Annotated in this window: 16 protein-coding genes and 1 tRNA gene; 2 read left to right on the top strand and 15 right to left on the bottom strand. The window is 57.6% G+C overall.

What is annotated here, in order from left to right:
• Positions 1 to 49: 49 nt before the first annotated feature.
• The 6 genes from rpsA to lgt form a co-directional block, all read right to left on the bottom strand.
• On the bottom strand, positions 50 to 1,543 hold the full coding sequence (rpsA, locus tag BLT47_RS04325; protein ID WP_049620367.1) for a 30S ribosomal protein S1: 1,494 nt from the start codon (positions 1,541 to 1,543) through the stop codon (positions 50 to 52).
• A gap of 246 nt (positions 1,544 to 1,789) precedes the next feature.
• Positions 1,790 to 4,597, bottom strand: coding sequence for a DNA polymerase I (gene polA, locus BLT47_RS04320; RefSeq protein WP_074662073.1), 2,808 nt, complete (start codon positions 4,595 to 4,597; stop codon positions 1,790 to 1,792).
• A gap of 38 nt (positions 4,598 to 4,635) precedes the next feature.
• Positions 4,636 to 5,259, bottom strand: coding sequence for an ANTAR domain-containing response regulator (locus tag BLT47_RS04315; RefSeq protein WP_074662070.1), 624 nt, complete (start codon positions 5,257 to 5,259; stop codon positions 4,636 to 4,638).
• Between the two features lie 93 nt (positions 5,260 to 5,352).
• A tRNA-Leu gene (locus BLT47_RS04310) sits at positions 5,353 to 5,434 on the bottom strand.
• A 35-nt stretch (positions 5,435 to 5,469) separates the two neighbouring features.
• A complete protein-coding gene (gene pyk / locus BLT47_RS04305) occupies positions 5,470 to 6,897 on the bottom strand; it encodes a pyruvate kinase (RefSeq protein WP_074662067.1) in 1,428 nt (475 codons plus the stop codon).
• A gap of 79 nt (positions 6,898 to 6,976) precedes the next feature.
• Complete coding sequence (gene lgt / locus BLT47_RS04300; RefSeq protein WP_083330058.1) at positions 6,977 to 8,092, bottom strand: prolipoprotein diacylglyceryl transferase; 1,116 nt, start codon at positions 8,090 to 8,092, stop codon at positions 6,977 to 6,979.
• A gap of 133 nt (positions 8,093 to 8,225) precedes the next feature.
• Here lgt and BLT47_RS04295 point away from each other — a divergent pair, with 133 nt between their 5' ends.
• Positions 8,226 to 8,996: a nucleoside/nucleotide kinase family protein gene (locus tag BLT47_RS04295; protein WP_074662065.1), complete on the top strand. Its 771-nt coding sequence runs from the start codon at positions 8,226 to 8,228 to the stop codon at positions 8,994 to 8,996.
• A gap of 114 nt (positions 8,997 to 9,110) precedes the next feature.
• Here BLT47_RS04295 and BLT47_RS04290 read toward each other — a convergent pair whose 3' ends face one another.
• The 9 genes from BLT47_RS04290 to BLT47_RS04250 all read right to left on the bottom strand — a co-directional run bounded on the left by BLT47_RS04290 (position 9,111) and on the right by BLT47_RS04250 (position 19,652).
• Positions 9,111 to 9,956: an FKBP-type peptidyl-prolyl cis-trans isomerase gene (locus tag BLT47_RS04290; protein WP_074662062.1), complete on the bottom strand. Its 846-nt coding sequence runs from the start codon at positions 9,954 to 9,956 to the stop codon at positions 9,111 to 9,113.
• Positions 9,953 to 11,335, bottom strand: coding sequence for a Pup--protein ligase (pafA, locus tag BLT47_RS04285; RefSeq protein WP_083330070.1), 1,383 nt, complete (start codon positions 11,333 to 11,335; stop codon positions 9,953 to 9,955). Before pafA ends, BLT47_RS04290 begins: the two co-directional genes overlap by 4 nt.
• On the bottom strand, positions 11,335 to 11,517 hold the full coding sequence (locus BLT47_RS04280) for a ubiquitin-like protein Pup (protein WP_049620361.1): 183 nt from the start codon (positions 11,515 to 11,517) through the stop codon (positions 11,335 to 11,337). The genes pafA and BLT47_RS04280 overlap by 1 nt, the downstream gene beginning before the upstream one ends.
• Positions 11,518 to 11,564: 47 nt before the next feature.
• The gene (gene dop / locus BLT47_RS04275) at positions 11,565 to 13,166 is read right to left on the bottom strand and encodes a depupylase/deamidase Dop (RefSeq protein ID WP_049620360.1); all 1,602 of its coding nucleotides are present in this window, start codon (positions 13,164 to 13,166) and stop codon (positions 11,565 to 11,567) included.
• 81 nt (positions 13,167 to 13,247) lie between these two features.
• The gene (gene arc / locus BLT47_RS04270; RefSeq protein ID WP_074662059.1) at positions 13,248 to 14,873 is read right to left on the bottom strand and encodes a proteasome ATPase; all 1,626 of its coding nucleotides are present in this window, start codon (positions 14,871 to 14,873) and stop codon (positions 13,248 to 13,250) included.
• Between the two features lie 77 nt (positions 14,874 to 14,950).
• On the bottom strand, positions 14,951 to 16,024 hold the full coding sequence (locus tag BLT47_RS04265; protein WP_049620358.1) for a tRNA (adenine-N1)-methyltransferase: 1,074 nt from the start codon (positions 16,022 to 16,024) through the stop codon (positions 14,951 to 14,953).
• Between the two features lie 42 nt (positions 16,025 to 16,066).
• Complete coding sequence (locus BLT47_RS04260) at positions 16,067 to 17,065, bottom strand: RecB family exonuclease (protein WP_083330057.1); 999 nt, start codon at positions 17,063 to 17,065, stop codon at positions 16,067 to 16,069.
• 87 nt (positions 17,066 to 17,152) lie between these two features.
• Positions 17,153 to 18,541 (bottom strand): hypothetical protein, encoded by a 1,389-nt coding sequence (locus BLT47_RS04255; protein ID WP_074662056.1) that lies wholly within the window; start codon positions 18,539 to 18,541, stop codon positions 17,153 to 17,155.
• Positions 18,542 to 18,815: 274 nt separating this feature from the next.
• Positions 18,816 to 19,652, bottom strand: coding sequence for an undecaprenyl-diphosphate phosphatase (locus BLT47_RS04250; protein WP_074662223.1), 837 nt, complete (start codon positions 19,650 to 19,652; stop codon positions 18,816 to 18,818).
• 58 nt (positions 19,653 to 19,710) lie between these two features.
• Between BLT47_RS04250 and BLT47_RS04245 the strand changes: the two genes are divergently transcribed.
• Positions 19,711 to 20,643: an aldo/keto reductase gene (locus BLT47_RS04245; protein WP_049620356.1), complete on the top strand. Its 933-nt coding sequence runs from the start codon at positions 19,711 to 19,713 to the stop codon at positions 20,641 to 20,643.
• Positions 20,644 to 20,809: the final 166 nt, after the last annotated feature.

Raw genomic sequence — 20,809 nt, 5'->3', positions numbered from 1 at the left:
TGGAGCTTAGCAAGCCAATATTAAGTTTCTGGTTGCCGTAGCTTGCCGCTTAGTTGTTCGTGAGCTTTTCACGCAGCGCGGCCAGAGCTTCATCGGCGTCTGAATCGAGCGAGCTCGAAGCGTCCGTCGTCGAAGTGTAGGAAGAAGGCGCGGCATCATCAGCGGCGGTACGCGGAGCGTGGCCACCCCGAGCGGCAGCGTATTCGACTTCGCGTTCCTGAGCCTTGGCGGCCTGGGCCTTGTGGGCCTCCCAGCGAGCCTGGGCCTGCGCGTAAGCGTTCTCCCACTCTTCGCGCTGGACTTCGTAGCCTTCCAGCCATTCGTTCGATTCCGGATCGAAACCTTCGGGGTACTTGTAGTTGCCTTCTTCGTCGTAGTCGGCGGCCATTCCGTACAGCGAGGGATCGAAATCTTCGGAGTTCGGATCCACGCCTTCGTTCGCCTGCTTGAGCGAGAGCGAGATGCGGCGGCGGTCCAGATCAATGTCGATTACCTTGACGAAGATTTCTTCGCCAACCTTGACCACTTCATCCGGCGTATCCACGTGGTGCGAAGCAAGTTCGGAAATGTGGACGAGACCTTCGATACCGTCTTCGACGCGCACGAACGCACCGAAGGGCACAATCTTGGTGACCTTGCCCGGCACAACCTGCCCAATGGCGTGGGTGCGAGCGAAGGACTGCCACGGATCTTCCTGCGTTGCCTTCAAGGAGAGGGAAACGCGTTCGCGATCCAGATCGACGTCGAGTACTTCCACGTTGACCTTCTGGCCCACCGCAACCACTTCAGACGGATGGTCGATGTGCTTCCAGGACAGTTCGGAGACGTGTACGAGGCCGTCTACGCCGCCCAGGTCCACGAAGGCACCGAAGTTGACGATCGAGGAAACCACGCCTTCCCGGATCTGGCCCTTCTGCAGGCCAGCCAGGAAGTCGGAACGCACCTGCGACTGGGTATCTTCCAGCCAAGCCCGGCGCGAAAGCACCACATTATTGCGGTTCTTATCGAGCTCGATAACCTTGGCTTCCAGTTCGCGGCCCACATACGGCTGCAGGTCACGCACGCGGCGCATTTCCACCAGCGAAGCCGGCAGGAAGCCACGCAGACCGATATCGAGGATCAAGCCACCCTTGACCACTTCGATAACCGAGCCGCTGACCACGCCATCTTCTTCCTTGATCTTTTCGATCTTCTTCCAGGCACGCTCGTACTGAGCACGCTTCTTGGAAAGGAGGAGACGGCCTTCTTTGTCTTCCTTCTGCAGGACGAGGGCTTCGATCGTGTCGCCTACTTCAACCACGTCATCAGGATCGACGTCGTGCTTGATAGACAGTTCTTTAGAGGGAATAACACCCTCGGTTTTGTAGCCAATGTCAAGGAGAACTTCATCGTGATCGACCTTGACGACTGTTCCTTCGACGATGTCGCCGTCATTGAAGTACTTGATGGTCTTATCGACTGCGGCGAGCAGAGCTTCCTCATCACCAATATCGTTGATGGCGACCTCGGGAAGAGTCGAGGATTCGGGGGTGTTCGTTGTCATGTGTATTGAAAACTTCCGGATGGTTAATAGTTGGACTTAGCACCCACCTAGGCTGGGTGCAGTGTGAACGGATGTCCACACCAACGCAATATCTTACGGGGTTCGGTGGCTAAATGCCAGTGCGCGGCCGCGAAAGAAACGTCCTGGCGTGTCGCCCGGTACTCGCGCCCGCGCCCGGCACCGCAAGTTAGCCTCGTGGCTTAGCACCGGCGCGGGCACGGTTTATCGCCCTGCTGTGGCAATTTCTTAGTGGGCCGCGGCGCGCCAGTTATCGCCGTAGCCCACGCCCACGGAAAGCGGCACGCGCAGCTCGTAGGCGTTCCCCATTTCACGGCGCACAATTTCCTCGACCGGTTCACGCTCTCCGTGAGCAATCTCAATAACAAGTTCATCATGCACTTGCAAGAGGATCCGGCTTTGGTACCCACCTTCACGCAAAGCGCTTTCCACCTGCACCATGGCAATCTTGATGATGTCCGCCGCACTCCCCTGGATCGGTGCGTTGAGCGCCATCCGTTCAGAAGCTTCCCGCAGTTGCCGATTTGGAGAGTCTAGTTCGGGTAGATAACGGCGCCGGCCCAGGATAGTTTCCGTGTAGCCATCACGGCGTGCCCGTTCCACCAGGGAATTCAAATATTGGCGGACCTTCCCGAAGCGGGCGTTGTAGGCATCCATGAGTGATTTTGCTTCATCTGCCCCGATATGTAGTTGCCGGGCCAGGCCATAAGCAGACAGGCCGTAAGCCAGACCGTAACTCATGGCTTTAATACGCGAACGCTGCTGGGAAGAAACTTGTTCTTCAGGGATCTCAAAGACCAGGGAGGCTACGTAGCTGTGTAGGTCCTCCCCTTCGTTAAAGGCTTCGATCAGCCCTTCATCACCGGAAAGAGAAGCCATGATGCGCATCTCGATTTGCGAATAATCGGCTGTCATGAGGCCTTCGTAGCCTCGCCCGGCAATAAATGCTTCCCGGATCTGTAAACCTTCTTCCGTACGGGCATGAATGTTTTGCAGGTTCGGATCGGTGGAGGAAAGCCGCCCGGTGGCGGCCACCGCCTGTTGGAAAGTGGTGTGGATACGCCCATCAGCTTGCACCGCACGTTGCAGACCTTCCACTGACTGGCGCAGTTTGATGGCGTCCCGGTGTTCTAGCAGGGAGCTGAGGAAAACCTGCCCGGCAATCGCTTCCGGAGTTTCCTTATACGCAATTTTTGCGGCTAGATCTGCCAGCGCCTCCGCATTAGTGGTGTACCCGGATTTGGTACGCCGTGTTTTTGGCAAGTTGAGTTCGTCAAAAAGCACGCCTTGCAGCTGTTTGGGACTGGATAGGTTTACCTCGTGGCCGATCGCCGCATAAGCCGAACGGGCGGCCGCCTCCACGCGGGCATCAAAGTTTTCCCGCAAGTTTTCCAGATAGGCACTATCTACCGCTATCCCCACGTCTTCCATGCGTTCCAAAGTGGTGGAAACAGCTAGTTCCAGCGCGAGCAGATCGCCGTTTTCCCCAATCTGGTGCAGTTCTTGGCGCAAAACCTGGGAAAGCGGGGAGAGCACGGCAGCCTTCGCTGCGTCCGGATCCGCAGTATCGCTGAGGCCGGGGAGCACGCCTTCCGGCGCACTGCGTTCCATATCCACGCCCAAGTACTGCAAAACCAAATCGCCAAGTTCATAGCGGCGCCGATACGGATGCAAAAGATAGGCCGAAAGCACGGTATCGGCAGCCACGCCAGCCAGCGCATAACCCGAGCCGCGCAGCGCATGCCAAGCTTCTTTAGCTCCGTGCAAAACCTTCGCTATTTGCGCATTGCCCAACCACGCGGCTAGCGCCTGCGAATCGGCTTCCCCGAGAGTTTTGGGATCGATAAGTAGTACCTGCTGGCCGCTCGCAATCGCAATGCCGGTGGCCTCACCACGAGCCGGATCAGTGGTGCCTCGTACGTATACCCCGTAGAGCACGGATGGGGCCTCGGCAGAAGCCTCTGCGGCCGCGTACTTTTCCAGCCACTGGGCCACGGCAGTTTCACTCACTTCTAGGGCTTGCAGATCCACGGGCACGAAGGCGTTTTTGGTGTGCGCGGCACCGGTTCCCTTTTCGGTGCCGTTACCTTGTTTAGTGCCCTCATCTTGCGCGGCACCGTTTGCGCTAGGTGTTGCAGCGGAGACGGCGGTACCTTCGCGGATGGGGATTTCTTTGAGCACGCGGCTGCGCAACCGCGAGAACTCGAGCGTATCGAAGAGTTCATGCATGGCGGCTTGGTCTACGCCGCGCGGCTGGAATTGCGTCAAATCGCTGCCTAGTGGCAGGTCCCTAACGAGTTGGTTGATTTCTCGGTTGAGTTTTACTCGCTCGATATTGTCGCGCAAGGATTGGCCCACTTTGCCGGTAATTTCATCGGCATGCGTGAGGATGCCTTCTAGATCGCCGTACTTGGCGAGCCAGCGTTGCGCAGTTTTCGGCCCTACTCCAGGTACTCCCGGAATGTTATCGGCACCTTCGCCTACGAGCGCCGCCATATCTGGGTAGAGTTGCGGGCTAACCCCGGTTTTAGCTTCGACGCCGGCCGGATCCAGCACTTGCATGCCCAGGCGAGGATTCGCGTAAAGCACCGTTGTTTGGGCGGAGACTAACTGGTAGGAATCTTTATCCCCGGAGGCAATGAAGTTGTGCATACCGGCTTCTTCGCCGCGTTTGGAAAGAGTGGCGAGGATATCGTCGGCTTCGTAATCCTCCTGGGTGAGCCAGGCAATACCAAGCACGTCAAGTACCTGTTGGATGGTTTCCACTTGCCCTTTGAAAGGCTCCGGGGTGGGTTTACGCCCGGCTTTATATTCGTGATATTCGCGGGTGCGGAACGTGCCACCAGGAAGGTCGAAAGCTACCGCAATGTGCGTGGGCTGCCGTTCGTTTATTAGCCGCAGCAAAGTGGAAAGAAAACCGTGTACGGCATTCGTGTATTGCCCATTCTTAGTGTAGAAACCATCGGGTTTCAGGGCATAAAAAGCACGAAATGCCATCGAGTGGCCATCGATCAGGAGAAAACGTTCATCAGTCACGTTCTCTACCCTACGGCACCGCGGCGATTCGGGCAGGCCTACTTGTTTTTATTTGCCTTCCCGACTTGCTCAATCACCGCGTCGGCAACTTCCCGCATGGTCAAACGCCGATCCATAGAAGTTTTCTGGATCCACCGGAATGCTTCCGGTTCGGTAAGGCCCATATGAGATTCCAGGAGGCCCTTCGCGCGGTCTACCCGCTTGCGGGTTTCAAACTGATCTTCCAGATCTGTCACTTGGTCTTCCAGGGCCGAAATTTCCCGGCGGCGCGAAAGCGCAATTTCGACGGCGGGAATCAGATCCGCGGGCGTGAAGGGCTTTACCACATAAGCCATAGCGCCGGCGTCGCGCGCGCGTTCCACCAGATCACGCTGGGAAAATGCGGTGAGCATCACCACGGCGGTGTTTTGGTTTTCCATGATTTCCTTGGCCGCGGTAATGCCATCTTTACCGGGCATTTTCACGTCCATAACCACTACTTCGGGTTCGAGTTCGGCCGCCAAGGTAATCGCATCATCGCCAGTACCAGCTTCGCCAATAACTTCGTATCCGGCGTCTTCTAAAGTTTCAACGATGTCCAGACGGATGAGAGATTCGTCTTCTACTACAAGGATCTGTGCAGGTGCCGCAGAATCGGCAGACTTACTAGCTTTTCCCGCCATCGCTAATCACTCCTTCGGCTTCGTCAGCTTTACGCCAGCGCCGATTGTATTTGCGCCGCACCGCGTATAACCCGGGTTGCTGAGGAACCTACGTGCTTCGGGAGGGACTCGAACCCTCATGCCTTTCGGCGCTGCATTTTGAGTGCAGTGTGTCTGCCAATTCCACCACCGAAGCGAGACCGACCATCAGGCCGGCAAGACGTTAGCTTATCACTTCACGCCAGTAGCTTCACCTATTTTGTGCACGCGAAGCGTGTTTGTTGAACCCGCCACACCGGCTGGCATGCCGGCGACGATAACCACGCGATCCCCACGCTCTGCGAGCCCGAGTTCGGTGAGTCGATCTTCAACCTGCTGAACCATACCATCAGTCGAGTAGACCGTGTCGGCAATGTAAGTATCAGCACCCCACAGCAAGGCCATTTGGTTACGCACCTTTTCCCGCGGAGTAAAGCAGATAACGGGGAGGCGAGAACGATTCCGCGTCACCCGGCGAGCTGTGTGAGAGGTCTCAGTGAACACCACCACAGCCCGCACACCCAGGGCTTCCCCAATATCCAAGGCAGCCCGGGTAATCACACCATTACGGGTGCGATGCAGGGAAGAAAGCTGCGGGATCTGCTCCAAACCATTTTCTTCGGTGAAGGAGATGATGGAAGCCATGGTCCGCACGCATTCCACCGGATACAGCCCCACCGAGGTTTCTCCGGAAAGCATGACCGCATCCGCACCATCCAAAACAGCGTTAGCGCAGTCGGAAGCCTCCGCACGCGTAGGCCGCGGGTTCTGAATCATAGATTCGAGCACCTGCGTGGCCAAAATAACCGGCTTGGCACGCTTACGGGCCAAGGAGATAGCCATCTTTTGCACCACGGGCACCTGCTCGAGCGGCAATTCGACGCCGAGGTCGCCACGGGCCACCATAATGCCGTCAAAGGCCTGCACGATCGCATCTAAGTGTTCGATCGCTTGCGGCTTTTCAATTTTGGCGATTACGGGTAGGTGAATACCTTCTTCATCCATAATTTCGTGGGCGCGATTAATATCACTCGCATCCCGCACGAAGGAGAGCGCGATCAGATCGGCTCCATAGTGCAAGGCCCAGCGCAGATCAGCTTCATCCTTTTCCGTCATTGCGGGTAGAGAAACTGCCACGCCCGGCAGGTTGATCCCCTTGTGGTCAGAAACCGGGCCGGGAACCACAACTTCGGTCACCACATCGGTGCCGTCTTTAACCTCTACGACGCGCAAAGAAACCTTGCCGTCGTCGATGAGGAGAATATCGCCCGGGTGACAATCGCCGGCCAGGCCCTTATAGGTAGTTCCGCAGATTTCTTTGTTCCCGGCAACATCCCGGGTGGTGATAACAAAGCGATCGCCAACGTTAAGCTGCACCGGTCCTTCTTCGAAGGTTTCCAGCCGGATCTTCGGACCTTGGAGGTCAACTAGGACGGCGATCGGGTGGTCCAATTGCTTCGCGGCTGCCCGCACGCGATCAATACGTTTTTCATGCTCTGGGTAAGCGCCGTGCGAGGCGTTGATCCGCGCCACGTTCATACCGGCCTGAGCTAGTTCGAGAATTCGCTCCGCCGAATCTGTGGCGGGGCCGAGGGTACACACAATTTTCGCTCTACGCATGCTTTTATCCTATCCAAGCCCAAAGGAGCCCAATGGTGACTGGAGGCCTTTGTGATGATCACCGCGGCGAATTTTCCGGTTACTTTTGGGTCTCATTCCGGGCCGCTGTGACTTCGGTATCAGTATTAGTTACGGTCGCTTCACCGGTCGTCGTATCCGGACCGGTGGTGGATTCCGGATCGGTGGTGGCGTCCGGACCAGTGGTGGCGTCCCGATCGGCAGCCGGATCTGTGTCGGTGGCTGCACCCCGATCGGCAGCCGGATCTGTATCGGTGGCTGCACCCGGATCGGTGGCCGGATCTGTATCGGTGGCCGCTTCCAAACCTGCTGCTTCCGGCTGCAGCTGTGTGGCGGCGGTAACTCCCGGAAGATTTATCGAATCTACGGCCGGATCGTTTTGGTAGCGGCGGCGCAGGTAAATGAGAAGGAAAAGCCCGAGGAGGAAGACGCCGATAGCGGTCCACACGTTTAGCCGCAATCCCAAAATGGTATTGGCCGGGTCGATGCGCAAGGTTTCGATCCACAGCCGCCCGGCGGTATACACCATGATGTAGGCAGCAAAGCACTGACCGGCTACCAGGTGGAAACGCTTTTCCAGCCACACCAATACGCCCGCTCCTACCAGGCACCACAGCAGTTCATACAGGAAGGTGGGATGGAAAGTGGTGCCGGGAGCCATACCCGGGGGCATATGTGCGGCGTCGATCTCCAAACCCCAGGGCAGATCGGTGGGGCGCCCGTAAAGCTCCTGGTTGAACCAGTTACCGAGCCGGCCAATGGCTTGGCCGATCAGCAGGCCCGGGGCGAGCGCATCGCCAGCGGGTAGCAAACGTACTTTTTCTTGGCGGGCGCCAATCCACGCACCGCAGGCACCCAGCGCGATCGCGCCCCAAATTCCTAGCCCGCCGGCGCGAATATCGAAGGCCGCCCACGGGTTTTTCCCCGGCGCGAAGTAGAGTTGCCAGTCTGTAATCACGTGGTAGAGCCGGCCACCGATAATTCCGAAAATTACCGCCCAGAACGCGATCGTCGTGAATTTATCGGAATCTCCGCCCTTTGCGCGATAGCGCTTATCCGCAATAAACCAGGCGGCTATGATTCCGATCACGATACAGATCGCATACCACTTGATTTCTATCGGACCGAGCGTGAGAAAAGTATTTCCACTCGGTGACGGAATTGATTGCGGGATCATCGCTCTCCCCTCTGCGTAGATTTCCCGGGCCTACCTTATGTGTATGTACGACGCCGCTAAAAGTACGCTGTGCGGTTTTCGGCCGCCCCTAGTTTTTCTATTTCGAGGAAAGGATACCCGGTAAGCTAGAACGGTGATAACCCCCGCCCACGATATGCGTGCCGATGCCAAGTTTGTTCAGGCCCTGGCCCGGCATTGGGTACGACTCGCCCAAACCGCCCGGCAGCCGCAGCCAAACGGTAATACTGCCCGCGCGCCGAGAAATGCGCCCGGCAGGCTAATTTTTGGTATTGACGGCCGCAGCGGTGCGGGCAAAACCACTTTGGCGGGGAGGATCCAGCGGGAAATGGAAAAACTTGCGAGCCCGGCGCTCGCTACCGCTACGGGCGGAGCACAACCGACCGCCACCGGCGAAGCGCAACCGGCTACTACGAAAGAAGCGCATCCGGCCGCTGAGGAAGGAGCGCAACCGGGGCCGGGTTTACGGGTGCTCGCGGTGGAACTCGAAAACTATATCGCCGGTTGGCACGGTTTAGTTGCCGGTACTGTACGGGTGGCCGCGCACATGTTGGATCCTTTTTTGCGGCAAGGTTTTTTCGAGCTCCAGCCCTGGGATTGGCACTTGCAAAATTGGGCGGCGACGGGCGCTATGCGCAAGCCGGTTCGAGGTACGGCAGATGTCTTGCTCCTTATTGGGTGCGGGTCTACCAGTCAGGCTTGTGCGCCGTATTTGACGGAAAGTGTTTGGGTCACCGAACCGGTAGCAACGCGGCGGGCACGCGTGACGCAGCGGGAAGGCGATCCGAGCTCCTGGTGGGATATTTGGGCGGCGCAAGAAACAGAGCTTTTGCAAGCCCGTTACTCCCCAGATTTTGCTACCTATGTAGTGCGACCAGAAAGCTAGTAGCGCCACCAGAAACTTAGTAGCGCCGCCAGAAACTTAGTAGCGCGGCCAGAAAACCTGTAGCACAGCCAGAATGCGTGTAGCACGGCCAGAATGCTAGCGGCTCTTACGCGGCTAGGGTTCGCGGATGGCCAGTAGGTCAACGATTGCTACCAGGTCGCCTTCTCCATGGGCTTGTTCCTCGGGGATGAGCACGGCGATCCGGCTACCAATTTTTTGGTCTTGGATTGCGGTACGTAGCCCCGTCATTACTTCTTGGACGTGCAGTGTTTGCGGGCCGGGCCCCGCCCACGTGGAATCCAAGATTTCACCTTCCGTGTTGGCGAGTACATATTGCGCGATAACGGCGTCGTCTTCCCCTACCTGGGTGCCGGTACCCGCCACTAAGGGCACGATGGCAAGCTTCGAAATCGGGCCGCCTCCGCTAGTTATTACCGGGCCGGCATCTTCGGCGGTGTTGATACCGGGCATGCCTGCCGGTGGTGGCTCGGGGGTGGGAACTGGGTTTCCGCGGGCGTTCGTGTAAAACAGGTCGATCACTACGATCTCTACGGTGTTGTTATCGCCTTGTACTAGCCCGCCCCGTTCTATTAACAACCGCGAACCTTCTTTTTGGCCGATCACGTATTGGGCGAGGTCGCCGAGCTCGTCTGCGGTGGCATGTTGAAGGCGGACCCGCCCGGTGTCATATTCGTTAACTTGGTTGCCGGTGCGCGAATCGAAAGAGGTAGCGCGGAAAAGCACCGGGGAAGATTCTTGAATCATCACGCCTTCCCCGGCGCTCAAAGTGGTGGCACGCATGCCCTGCAAATGCGGTTTACCGGTAATCTGCACGGAGACCGGGGCCCCAAAACTACCGGTTACGTCTACCGACCACTCCCCGCCGCTTTCGCTACCGCAGCCACCTAATACCAGGGCGAGCGCGGCGGTGAGGGAAACAAGGAAGCCTGCTTTTGTCACGCGATCTCCGCCATGAGCTGGGTGGCTGCCGCATTTTCGGTTTCCAGCGGTTCTTCCAACAGTACCGTGGAGTTTCCGGCGGCCCCCATGAGGCGCAAACTGGTCCAATCCACGGCAATATCACGCCGGGCAGCTTTCCCGCGGCGTACAAACTCTCCGCGAATCTTCGCCCGCGTGGTTTGCGGCGGGTACTGCCGGGCATGAGCCACCTCTTCTGGAGAAATCAGTTGCCGGAGCATCCCGGTTTCCTCCATCTGGTGGCGCAAACCCGCAGGACCAATATCGTGATAGGCCAGGTCGAGGCGGGCTACGCGCGGATCGGCAAGGGTGGCCCCGGAACGATCCATGTACCGGCGCAACAAATGCAGTTTTGCCACCCAGTCGATTTCCGTTTCCACGCTTTCCAGGTTTCCGGTTTTCAATGCTTCCAGGCCGCGCGTCCACAACTCCAGCAAATACCGGCGCAGCGGATCCAGTTCGGCTAGGTAACCTTTTCGTTCCAAATGGCCTAGCGCCGCATCCCGGAAACGTTCCTGTACGGAGATCGGGTCCGTGGTGCCACCGGCGGCTAGTTCGAGGCGCGCCTGCCCGCGCAGGTTTGCCGCGGTGAGCCGAATCGCGTGCATATCATCAGCCAGCGCCAGATCCGGCATGATCGCCCCTTCTTCCAGCATTATCAAAAGGGCTTCCGTGGTAGCGATTTTCAGACCGGTAGTGGCTTGCGCGATATTCGAATCCCCGACGATTACGTGCATGCGCCGGTATTCTTCGGCGTTCCCATGCGGTTCATCGCGCGTGTTAATCATGGGGCGGGCGCGCGTTGAGGCGGAAGAAATCGCATCCCACATTTTGTGGCTACGCTGCGCGAATTCGTAGCTGACTTCGCCGTTTTCCGCGCGGAAGAGCATGCCCGCGCCGGTAATGATTTGCCGGGTCACGAAGAAGGGTACGAGCCTTTGAATCCGGTTCCGGAAATCCGCGCGCCGGTGCAACATATAGTTTTCGTGGCAACCGAAAGAATTACCGGCTGCATCCACATTGTTTTTGAACAAGTGGATTTCTCCGGCCACGCCTTGCGCCGCAAGTTTTGTATTCGCTTGTTGGGCTAGATCGGCGAAGATTTCATCCCCGGCCCGGTCATTTGCAAGCAGGTCGGTTAGCGAATCGCATTCGGCGGTGGCATATTCGGGATGTGCGCCTACGTCAAGGTAGAGCCGGGCCCCGTTCTCCAGGAAAGTATTGGTGGAACGGTTTTCTTGTACCACCGGTTCGAAAAGGAGATCCGCGGCCGTTTCTGGGTCTAGTGGTGGGGTCTGCCCGGTGGTCGAGGCGCAAGTTAGGCCGAATTCCGTTTCGATCCCCATCACGCGGCGCGGTATCACTGGCCGCCCTTCTGTACGAAGCCTTGCACGAAGGACGAGGCATTGGTTTCCAGCACGCTATCAATATCGTCTAGCAGTGCGTCGATCGCAAAATCCTGGTTTTTGACCGGAGTTTCCACCGTTTCTTGAGTGGTTTCTTCTTTGTGGCGCCGCGGTTGGGCAAATTCTTGTTGTGACATTACTTCTCCTTAGTCCCTACTAGGATCGTGCTACTGTGCTTTCTTTTCTACTGGTTTTCGGCGGTGCCGGCTGTGAGCTTGGCGATGAAATCGGCCGGAGTGGGAGAAGCGTCCAGCGCCTCCCCCACTTTTTCGCGGGTACCACCCAGCGGGTCCAGGAGTGGGATGCGTACTAGTTCTTCCCCACCCGCATCGACGACGCCGGAAGTCCAACTGGCAGAAATGACTTGCTTGCCGTACCGGCGGATCAGTTCGCCGCGCAAATAGGCCCGGGTGCCTGCAGGTGGATTGGTAACAGCCCAAGCCACTTCGGCGTCGGTAAAGAAACGCGTGACCCGGCCGGCCTGCGCCAGTTTGTTGACGATGGATCGTTCGGCACGTAAGTCATGCCATTGCAGGTCGATTGCCCGCAATTTATCGGAATCCCAGCTCAACCCGGAACGTTGCCGCATACCTTCCAGTAACTGGTATTTGGCCACCCATTCCACTTCGGGTGCGGCATCCCACAGGTTGTGGCGGAGTTTATCGAGCGTGTTTTGCCACAGGTCGAGCACTTCCCGGGTATCCCAATCCGGCCCGCCATGTGTTTCTACTAGCTCACCCACAACATCTAAATATTGCTGTTGGATATCGAGGGCCGTGCGATCTGGACCGGAGAACATTTCTAGTTTTTGTTGCAAAGTGAGATCGCGGGAAACAATCCACGTGGCCGGTACCGGCTGGTCAATCAGCGCGGTTTCTAAGCCCAGGGGCACTTCGTCTTGTTCGAGCATCCACAACACCAATGCGGTGGTGCCAACCTTCAACAAGATAGAGGCATCGAACTGGTTCGCATCGCCGCCAATCACATGGAAACGGCGGTATTGGTCGGACCACGCATGCGGTTCATCGCGCGTGTTAATGATCGGCCGGTTGAAAGTGGTTTCTAGGCCGACGTCGTTCTCTACATAATCTGCCCGCTGGGAGATTTGGAAACCGGGAGCTTCCGAACTTGGCCCCAGGCCTACCCGGCCGGTTCCGCACAGGATCGGGCGGGTAACAAAGAAGGGGGTGACGTAGCGGACGATTTCCGAAAATTCGACTTCACGGCTCACCAAATAGTTTTCGTGGCTACCGTATGCGGCACCTTTCCCGTCAATATTGTTTTTGTAGAGCACTACATTGCGCCCGCCGTCTCGCAAGATTTGCATTGCTTCCCGGGCTATGGCTTCTCCGGCGCGGTCCCACAGCACGGCTTCGCGCGGATTGGTTACTTCCGGGGAAGAATATTCGGGATGGGCGTGGTCTACATAGAGCCGGGCACCATTGGTGAGCACCGTGTTGGTGGCGTGCGGGAGAGCTAGTTCTTCGCGGGAGGGCCGCGCTATGTGTTGTAAATGTGCTCCGCCGCTGGGTGCGGGCCGGGTGGGGTCATCGGTAAGCATGGAAGGATCGGCCGCGGCTCGTTCCAAACGGAAACCGCGGGCATCGTGGAGCGGATCTTCGCCGGTGTAGTCCCACCGCACGGGTTCTGTGCAACCGGCAGCGCTTCCGTGGCGCCCATAAGAATCGACCACGATATCCGAAAGTTCGATCGGATTGGCGCGCGGATTATCTGGATCCAATACTCCAAACTCGGTTTCCAGACCGACGATTCTGCGGACACTCATACGGAACCTCCCAGTGTTTTCGAGTGTTTTGGCGCGGCAACGTAATACGTATATGCCGGCTGTGATTTTACACCTTTGGTATTACAGCGGGCGGATGGCGATAATACGTTCCCCGCGGGTACGCCCGTTTACTTTGGCCCATTCTTCGGGATCCGAAATTTGGTCCAGTTCGGAGTTCTCTTTCGCCTCCGCGGCCACGGCCGCGCGTACATGCGCGGAAGTAATACCCTTCTGCCCGGTTTCCAACAAAGTTTTAATCGCGTTCTTTTTGACGCGGCCCACGATTCCGGCCAGCATGGCTCCGGAAACGAAATCTTTCAGGTAGAGGGTTTCTTTCTTACCACTGGCGTAGGTGAGTTCCACGTATTCCATTTCGGGTGTGCAGGTGAAAAGTTCAGCCACGATTTCTTCGCCCAGAGCGCGCGCAGCGGCTTGCGCACTGCCATGCGCTTGGATCTCACTTTCGGCATACGGTAAATTAGGCGTGAGATATTTGGAAATAATATCGAGCGCCCCTTCCCGATCCGGCCGGCCAATGCGAATTTTGACGTCCAGCCGGCCCGGCCGCAACAGCGCCGGATCGATCATATCTTCCCGATTAGAAGCCCCAATCACGATCACATTATCGAGTTGTTCAACACCGTCTATCTCCGCTAACAGTTGCGGCACCACGGTAGTTTCCACATCCGAAGAAATACCGGATCCACGCGTCCGGAAGAGGGCTTCCATTTCGTCAAAGAAAATAATTACGGGAATGCCCCGCGAGGCCCGGTCCCGCGCGCGCGAGAAAATCTCACGAATCTGGCGTTCAGTTTCACCCACATACTTATCCAGCAGTTGCGGGCCTTTAATATTCAGGAAATAGGAAGCAGCTTTCCCGGAGGTAGCGTTTTGCCCGGCGGCGCTACTTTGCCAGATGGTGTTGCTTTGGGCGGGGGCGCTGCTTTGGCCGGCGGCGATTTGCCGCGAAAGGGAGGTTGCCACGGCTTTGGCAATCAGCGTTTTTCCGTTTCCGGGCGGACCGTACAGCAAGATGCCCTTCGGGGGTTTCAGGCCGTGTTCGCGGTATAGATCGGGTTGCTGGAAGGGCAGTTCTACCGAATCGCGAATTTCTTCGATTTGCTGGCCCAATCCGCCAATGTCTGCATAGGAAACATTCGGGATTTCTTCGAGCAGGAGGTGTTCCACATCGGGCCGTTCAATACGTTCGAGAATATAACCGGAACGTGTGTCGGCCAGATAGGTATCGCCTACCCGCAAGTCAGTGCCTACGAGTTTGCCGCCAATCCGCATCACTCGGGTTTCATCGGCGTGCACGCGCACGAGCACTCGCTGTGGATCGAGTACCATTTCAATTTGCACGATTTGGCCCGCGTTTTCGTAGGTGCCAATACCTACTACAACCATTTCTTGGTTGAGCCGCACTTCTTGGCCGGGCCGAAGTTGTTCGATGGCCACATATGGGGAGGCGGCCACGTTCATTTTCCGCCCGCCGGTAAGCACGTCAATGGAATGGTCCGCGCTGTGCCCGGCCAGGAAGGTACCGAAATAGGCGGGTGGTTTGGAAAGCGAATCCAGCTGATCGCCCAAATCTTGGATGCGTTTACGGGCGCTCAGTAAAGACGTCGAGAGCCGTTCGTTCTTCTCCCGCAAAGACGCCAACTCTGCTTCTAGCGCCGCATAGTTTTTCGGTTCTTCCAGAGCCATTAGTCCCTCCCCTGTAACTGTGTTTATTCTAAGCCAGTGCGCTGTGCTCTTGCCGCCGGGCGGTATCTATTTAGTCATTAGTCGTGTGCACGTTGCTGTGTACGCGCGGCAGCTTCCGCGGCGAGCTTTTCCGCAATTTTGGCGCCTTGCGGGCCAGGGCTAGATTCGCCACTGGATTCTACGTCTGCCCGGTGTGCCACATCGCGGCGCACTTTCCGTAGTTTTTTGGGTGCGATTTCTCGTTCGCCAAAATCTTCTGCCGTCCACTTTGGCCCTTCTGCCCCGGGCACAGGTTCAGCATAGGCACCTTTTGCGGGTCGGCGGGTTTCCCGGAGCGGCTGGGCGTCGGCGGCGAGCCGGCGCGCCCGGCACAAGAATCCGGTGTGTCCAATCATGCGATGATCTGGCCGTACCGCTAATCCTTCGGTATGCCAGGTGCGGCGCATGGTTTCTGAGCTAATCGGTTCGGTGAAGGCCCCCGTGGTTTTCACGGTTTCCGCGAAGCGGGAAAGTTGCGTCGTCGTCGTTACATAAACCACCACTACCCCACCGGGACGCAGAGCTTGGGTAATCGCGGGAACATGTTCCCAGGGGGCGAGCATATCGAGCACGACGATATCGAACCAGCCGGGCTCGAACTCGCCAAGTACCGCACTTGCGTCCCCGACCCGCAAATCCCAGGTGGTAGGTTCCGTGCCCAACCAGGACCGCACATTCCCAGCCGCGATTTCCGCAAAATCCTCACGTTGTTCGGCAGAAACCACCCTGCCGGTACTTCCTGCCGCTTGGATGAGCGTAATCGAAAGCGCACCCGAACCAGCACCGGCTTCAAAAACGCGGGCGCCCGGGAAAATATCAGCCTCGGTAATAATCTGCCCGGAATCTTTCGGGTAGACCACGGTAGCCCCGCGCGGCATGGAAAGCACATAGTCCGAAAGAAGGGGCCGCAAGGCCAGGAAGCGGCGCCCCGATTCTGATTCGAGCACGCTACCTTCGGGCTGCCCAATAATCGCATCGTGGCGCAGATTCCCGCGTGTGGACTGGAAATATCCTCCCCGGGTCAGGGAAATCGTGTAGTGCCGGCCTTTATTATCGGTCAACTGGACGCGTTCGCCCGCGCGGAAAACTCCACGCCTTTGTTCTCCTTGCACGCTTACCTCTTGTCTCTTCGGTAGTTATTAGCTCTGCGTCGGCTACTCGTTTGGGTCTGTTTTAGCACCGCTATCGGTTTGTGCCTGCACCGCGGACGACGCCGGATTAGTATCGGGCGTCTTTTGTGTAGGCGCGGCCCCAGGGGTGCCGGGATCTTGCGGTACTGGCGAGGCCGCGGGTGCTTGCGAACTTTGTGCATCCGTTGCCGCATTCTCGCGGGGCCGGTGCGCGGTGCGCAGGTACTGAGCTCCGGATTCACTCATAGCCGGAGCCTGACCGCCGAATGCCGGACAGATTGACTTAAAATAGCACCAATCGCACAGCCGCGACGTTTTTGGTTCGAAGTTACCGGTATCGAGTTTGCGGTCGATTTGTTCCCAAGTACTATCGAGATCTTGCTCGATTTCGGTTACGTCTAGCGGCGTCGGATCGTAAGTAAGCGTGCGCCCATCACGCAGGTAAATGATTTGCGTACGGGCCGGCAGCCCGGCACCGGAATACACCAAAGCAGTGGCATAGAAACGCATTTGGAATAAGGCTTCCGCCTGGTAGCGCACGTGCGGTGACTTACCCGTCTTGTAATCAACCACGCGCAAGGCCCCGGAAGGGGCTTCATCTAAGCGGTCAATAATCCCGCGGATCGCCAGGCCGGAAGGCAAAGTGGCATTGACGAAAAGTTCGCGCCCGCGGGGCTGCAAAAACTGCGGGTTTTCCATCTGGAAATAGTTGCTCACTAGCGTTTGAGCGGATTCAAGCCAGTTTTGCAGTTCTTCTGGACCAGCGAAGAGTTTTTCTGCCTCCGGATCTTTTTCCAAGTGCTTGTGCCATGCCGGGAGCACCTGCGAAACCGCATATTCGACGGTGCGTTGCGCGGGCGGCACATCGTAGAGATGTTCCAGAACCGAGTGCACGAGGGTCCCGCGTAGCGCCGCCGTCGACGGTTCTTCGGGCAGGCGATCCACGCTCCGGAACCGGAAAAGAAGCGGACACTGTTTAAAATCCTTCGTGCGGGAAGGAGAAAGCGCAGCATGTCGAGTCATACTTCTACCGTATCCCAGCGCTCCGACACTCTAACGCTTCCCTCCCCAACAACTCCGCAAATTCTTTCCACAGCAAGTGCCAGTAGCTTAGCTGAGGCGGATTCCAAGCAAGGCCGCGATCACTTCTTGCAGGCGCGGCCCAATACGGCCGCCAGCGGCCACATGCTGATCAACACGTGCCAGCGCTCGCGGAGTATCTAAATCCTGCGAAAGCGCCGCAATAACGGCCCGCTCCACCGCGGTTTCTGATGCGGAGACGGTACCTGCCACGGCGTCTGGCCGGCTTGCGGCAGCGGAAACGCTGATGGCACCAGGAACGCTGGCGGCACTAGAAACACTGCCCGCATCCGAAAGGCTTCCCGCACCACATTCGGTTCCGGTACAGGATTCGGCACCCGCATCGGAATCGTTACTGGCGGGCGTGCCGGTGGTGGCGGCCTGCCAGCTATGCAAGCGGGCTTCGGCTTGTGTGAGCTGGGCCGGCGTGTATTCCCAATCGGTGCGGTAATGGTGATTTAGCAATACTAAACGGATTGCTCGCGGGTCTACACCGGAGGCGGTAAGTTCGGAAACTTTCACTAGGTTGCCAAGGGATTTCGACATCTTCTCCCCTTGGTAGCCGACCATTCCCACATGGAAGTGGAAGTCGATATGGGACTGCCCGCCGGTAAGTTCACGCAGGTGCGATTCGCTCATTTCGTGGTGTGGGAAAAGCAAATCTTTCCCACCTGCTTGCACGGTGATCGCACTACCTAGATGGTCACGCGCAATCACCGCACATTCAATATGCCACCCGGGCCGCCAAGCGCCCGGTTTGCCACCTACCGGCCGGTATTCATCGCCGCGTACGCCCTTCCATAACATGGGATCAAGCGGGTGGTGTTTGCCAGGCCGCTGCGAATCCCCGCCATGTTCGTCAAACTCTGTTACCAAATCCAGGCCGCGGAAAACAGGTGCCTGCGCGAACTGCGAATCGGTAGACAGATCGATATAGATATCTTCGGCGCCCGGGTTTTCCGGATCGGCCAAACGGTAAGTGGCCGCGTGTTGTTCTAACCCGCGCACTTCTGCTTCTAGTTCATCCAAAATTTCGGAAACCGCCACCCATTGGTCGGGGGCCTGCACTTCCAACGCGTGCATATCGCCCCGGAACAGCGCGATTTGTGAATCCGCGAGAGCTCTCCAGTCCACGCCGGTGGCCGCGGCCCGTTCGAACAGTGGATCATCAATATCGGTGATGTTTTGTGCATAGCGCGGAGTTTTTCCGCCGGCAAGCCAGTACCGCACTAAGGTGTCGGCGGCCACATAAGTGAAAGCATGCCCGAGGTGCGTGGCATCGTAGGGCGTGATCCCGCAGGTGTAGAGCCGCGGTTGCGTTTCTGTTACCGGCTTGATCTGGCCGGTAGCCGAATCGAATAACTGCAAATCCGGCAAATCTCCGAGTTTCGGAACTGCCGGGGCCGTCCAGGTTTCCATTTGGTCTCACTCACTTACTTCAACTACGGGCTCCGCCTATTAGCTATAGCCGCTAGGCGGCCACTTCGCCGTGGCACACAGCTAGGTACTTCACTTGATTCTACGCAGACGGTTCATACGCCAACGATTAGCAGGCTGGGGATTCTTTTTCGCGTCAGATCTTTAGTACCCAGATTTTTAGTGTCTAGATCTCTAGTACCCGGACAATATCGGCCCCGGGGTGGAAGGCTTCCTCCCACCTCGGGAAATGTTTTAGTGCACAGACAGCACCCCACTAGTACACAGACAGCACTCCACCGGCCAGGCCGGCAAAGACGAGCACGGAAATAATCACGCGGTACACCACGAATGGCATGTAGGTGTGCGTCGAGATCAAGCGCAAGAACCACACAATTACCCCGTAACCGACCACGAAAGCCACGAGGGTCGCCACGATCGTGGGCCCTAACGCGATCGCATCGGTACCAATGTGCTTGAAAAGCTCAAAGAAGCCGGAAAGGACGACGGCCGGAATAGCCAGCAGGAAAGATACCCGCGCGGCTGCCTCCCGCGTGTAGCCCAGGGCCCGGCCGACCGTAATCGTACCGCCCGAACGCGAAACGCCCGGAATGAGTGCCATTGCTTGCCCCACGCCCAGCAGGAAGCCATCGCGGAGCGTGATGTTGTGCAAGCCCTTCGAGCGCTTGCCGTAATGGTCTGCCAGCGCCAGGAGAATCGCAAATACGCCAAGCACCGTGGCGGTGATGTACAAATTCCGCAGGTGAGTTTCAATAGTGTCCTGGAAAAGTAGTCCCAACACGCCGATTGGGATGGTTCCAATAATCACTACCCAACCCATGCGTACGTCCGGGTCGGATTGGGAAACGGGCTCTTTCCAGATTTTTACTGGGAGCGCCCGGAACCACTTCGAGATAATTCGCACAATGTCTTTAAAGAAATAGATGATCACAGCGGCTTCTGTGCCCAGTTGCACGACGGCGGTGAAAGCCGCGCCCGGATCACCCCATCCAAAAAGATCACCGACGATCCGCAGATGTGCAGAAGATGAGATGGGCAAAAATTCGGTGAGGCCCTGCACGAGGCCTAGTACTATCGCTTCGAAATACTCCACCGGCACAGCATAGCCCGCCCTCCCCGCAAGCGGGGGTTTCGTGCATTACTCTGGGAGCATGGAGCTTCGTTACGTCGGAAATTCGGGACTCGCGGTATCCTCGATTGGTCTAGGTACTCTTACTTGGGGGCGCGATACCGACGCCGCGGAGGCGCGCGGCCAACTGTTCGCCTTCCTTGATGCGGGCGGCTCCCTCATTGATGTTTCGCCCGGTTTTGGGGCGGGCGCAGCAGAAGAATTACTCGGCCAGTTACTCACTTCTGAAGTTTCGCGTGACCAACTGGTGATTTGCGGCCGGGCTGGTTTTGTAACCCGGGGCGATAGGCAAATCTACGGAGCGGGCCGCGGCCCGCTTTACGAATCTACGGCCCGCACCCTGTGCCGCTTAGGCACAGACTATTTAGACGTGCTCATTGTGGGTGGGCCTGATCCGGCTACTACCGATGCAGAAACAGCGGGAGCTTTGGCCACCCTGGTGGAAAACGGCATGGTGCGCTACATCGGCCTTTCCGGTTATCCAGCCTGGCGGGCAGCTACGATCGCCACGATTTTGGAGCAGCAACGCCTGCCGCTACTTTCCGTAGTGCAAGACGAATACTCGCTTCTACACCGCGATCCGGAAATCGACACTTTTGCGATGACGAATGGTTTAGGGCTCGGATTTTTCGCTACCTCAGCCCTCGGCCGCGGCGTTTTGACCGGCAAATATCGGCATTCCATTCCGCCGACCTCAAGGGCTGCCTCGGAACACTTAGCCGCTTTTGTAGACCCGTATCTAGATGAACGCTGCCGCCGGATTGTGGAAGCTTTGGCCCGCGCCGCAGACGGCCTGGGCCGCACCACTACCGATGTAGCTCTCGGATGGGCACTCGCCAAACCGATTTCGGCGGCAATCATTGGTGCCCGCACGGCATCCCAACTGATTGCCACGCTCAATGCGGTAGATGAGTTGCCGGATATCGTAATCGACGCGCTTGACGACGTGTCGTAATACGCTGGGTTCTTAATACGCTGGTAGCCAGGCACACCGGTGTGCTGGTAGCCAGGCACGCTGGTGACGTCGGACCTGACCCCCTGTTGGTGGACATAGGCTAGCCCCGGCGTTCAGCCGGAGAAAGGTAGTCTTCTACCATGTCCCGTAAAACATATTCCGCGCA

It is taken from the genome of Actinobaculum suis (assembly GCF_900102025.1).
GTDB lineage: Bacteria > Actinomycetota > Actinomycetes > Actinomycetales > Actinomycetaceae > Actinobaculum > Actinobaculum suis.
Note: the sequence above shows the minus strand (reverse complement) of the source record. Positions and strands in the feature narration are given on the sequence as shown.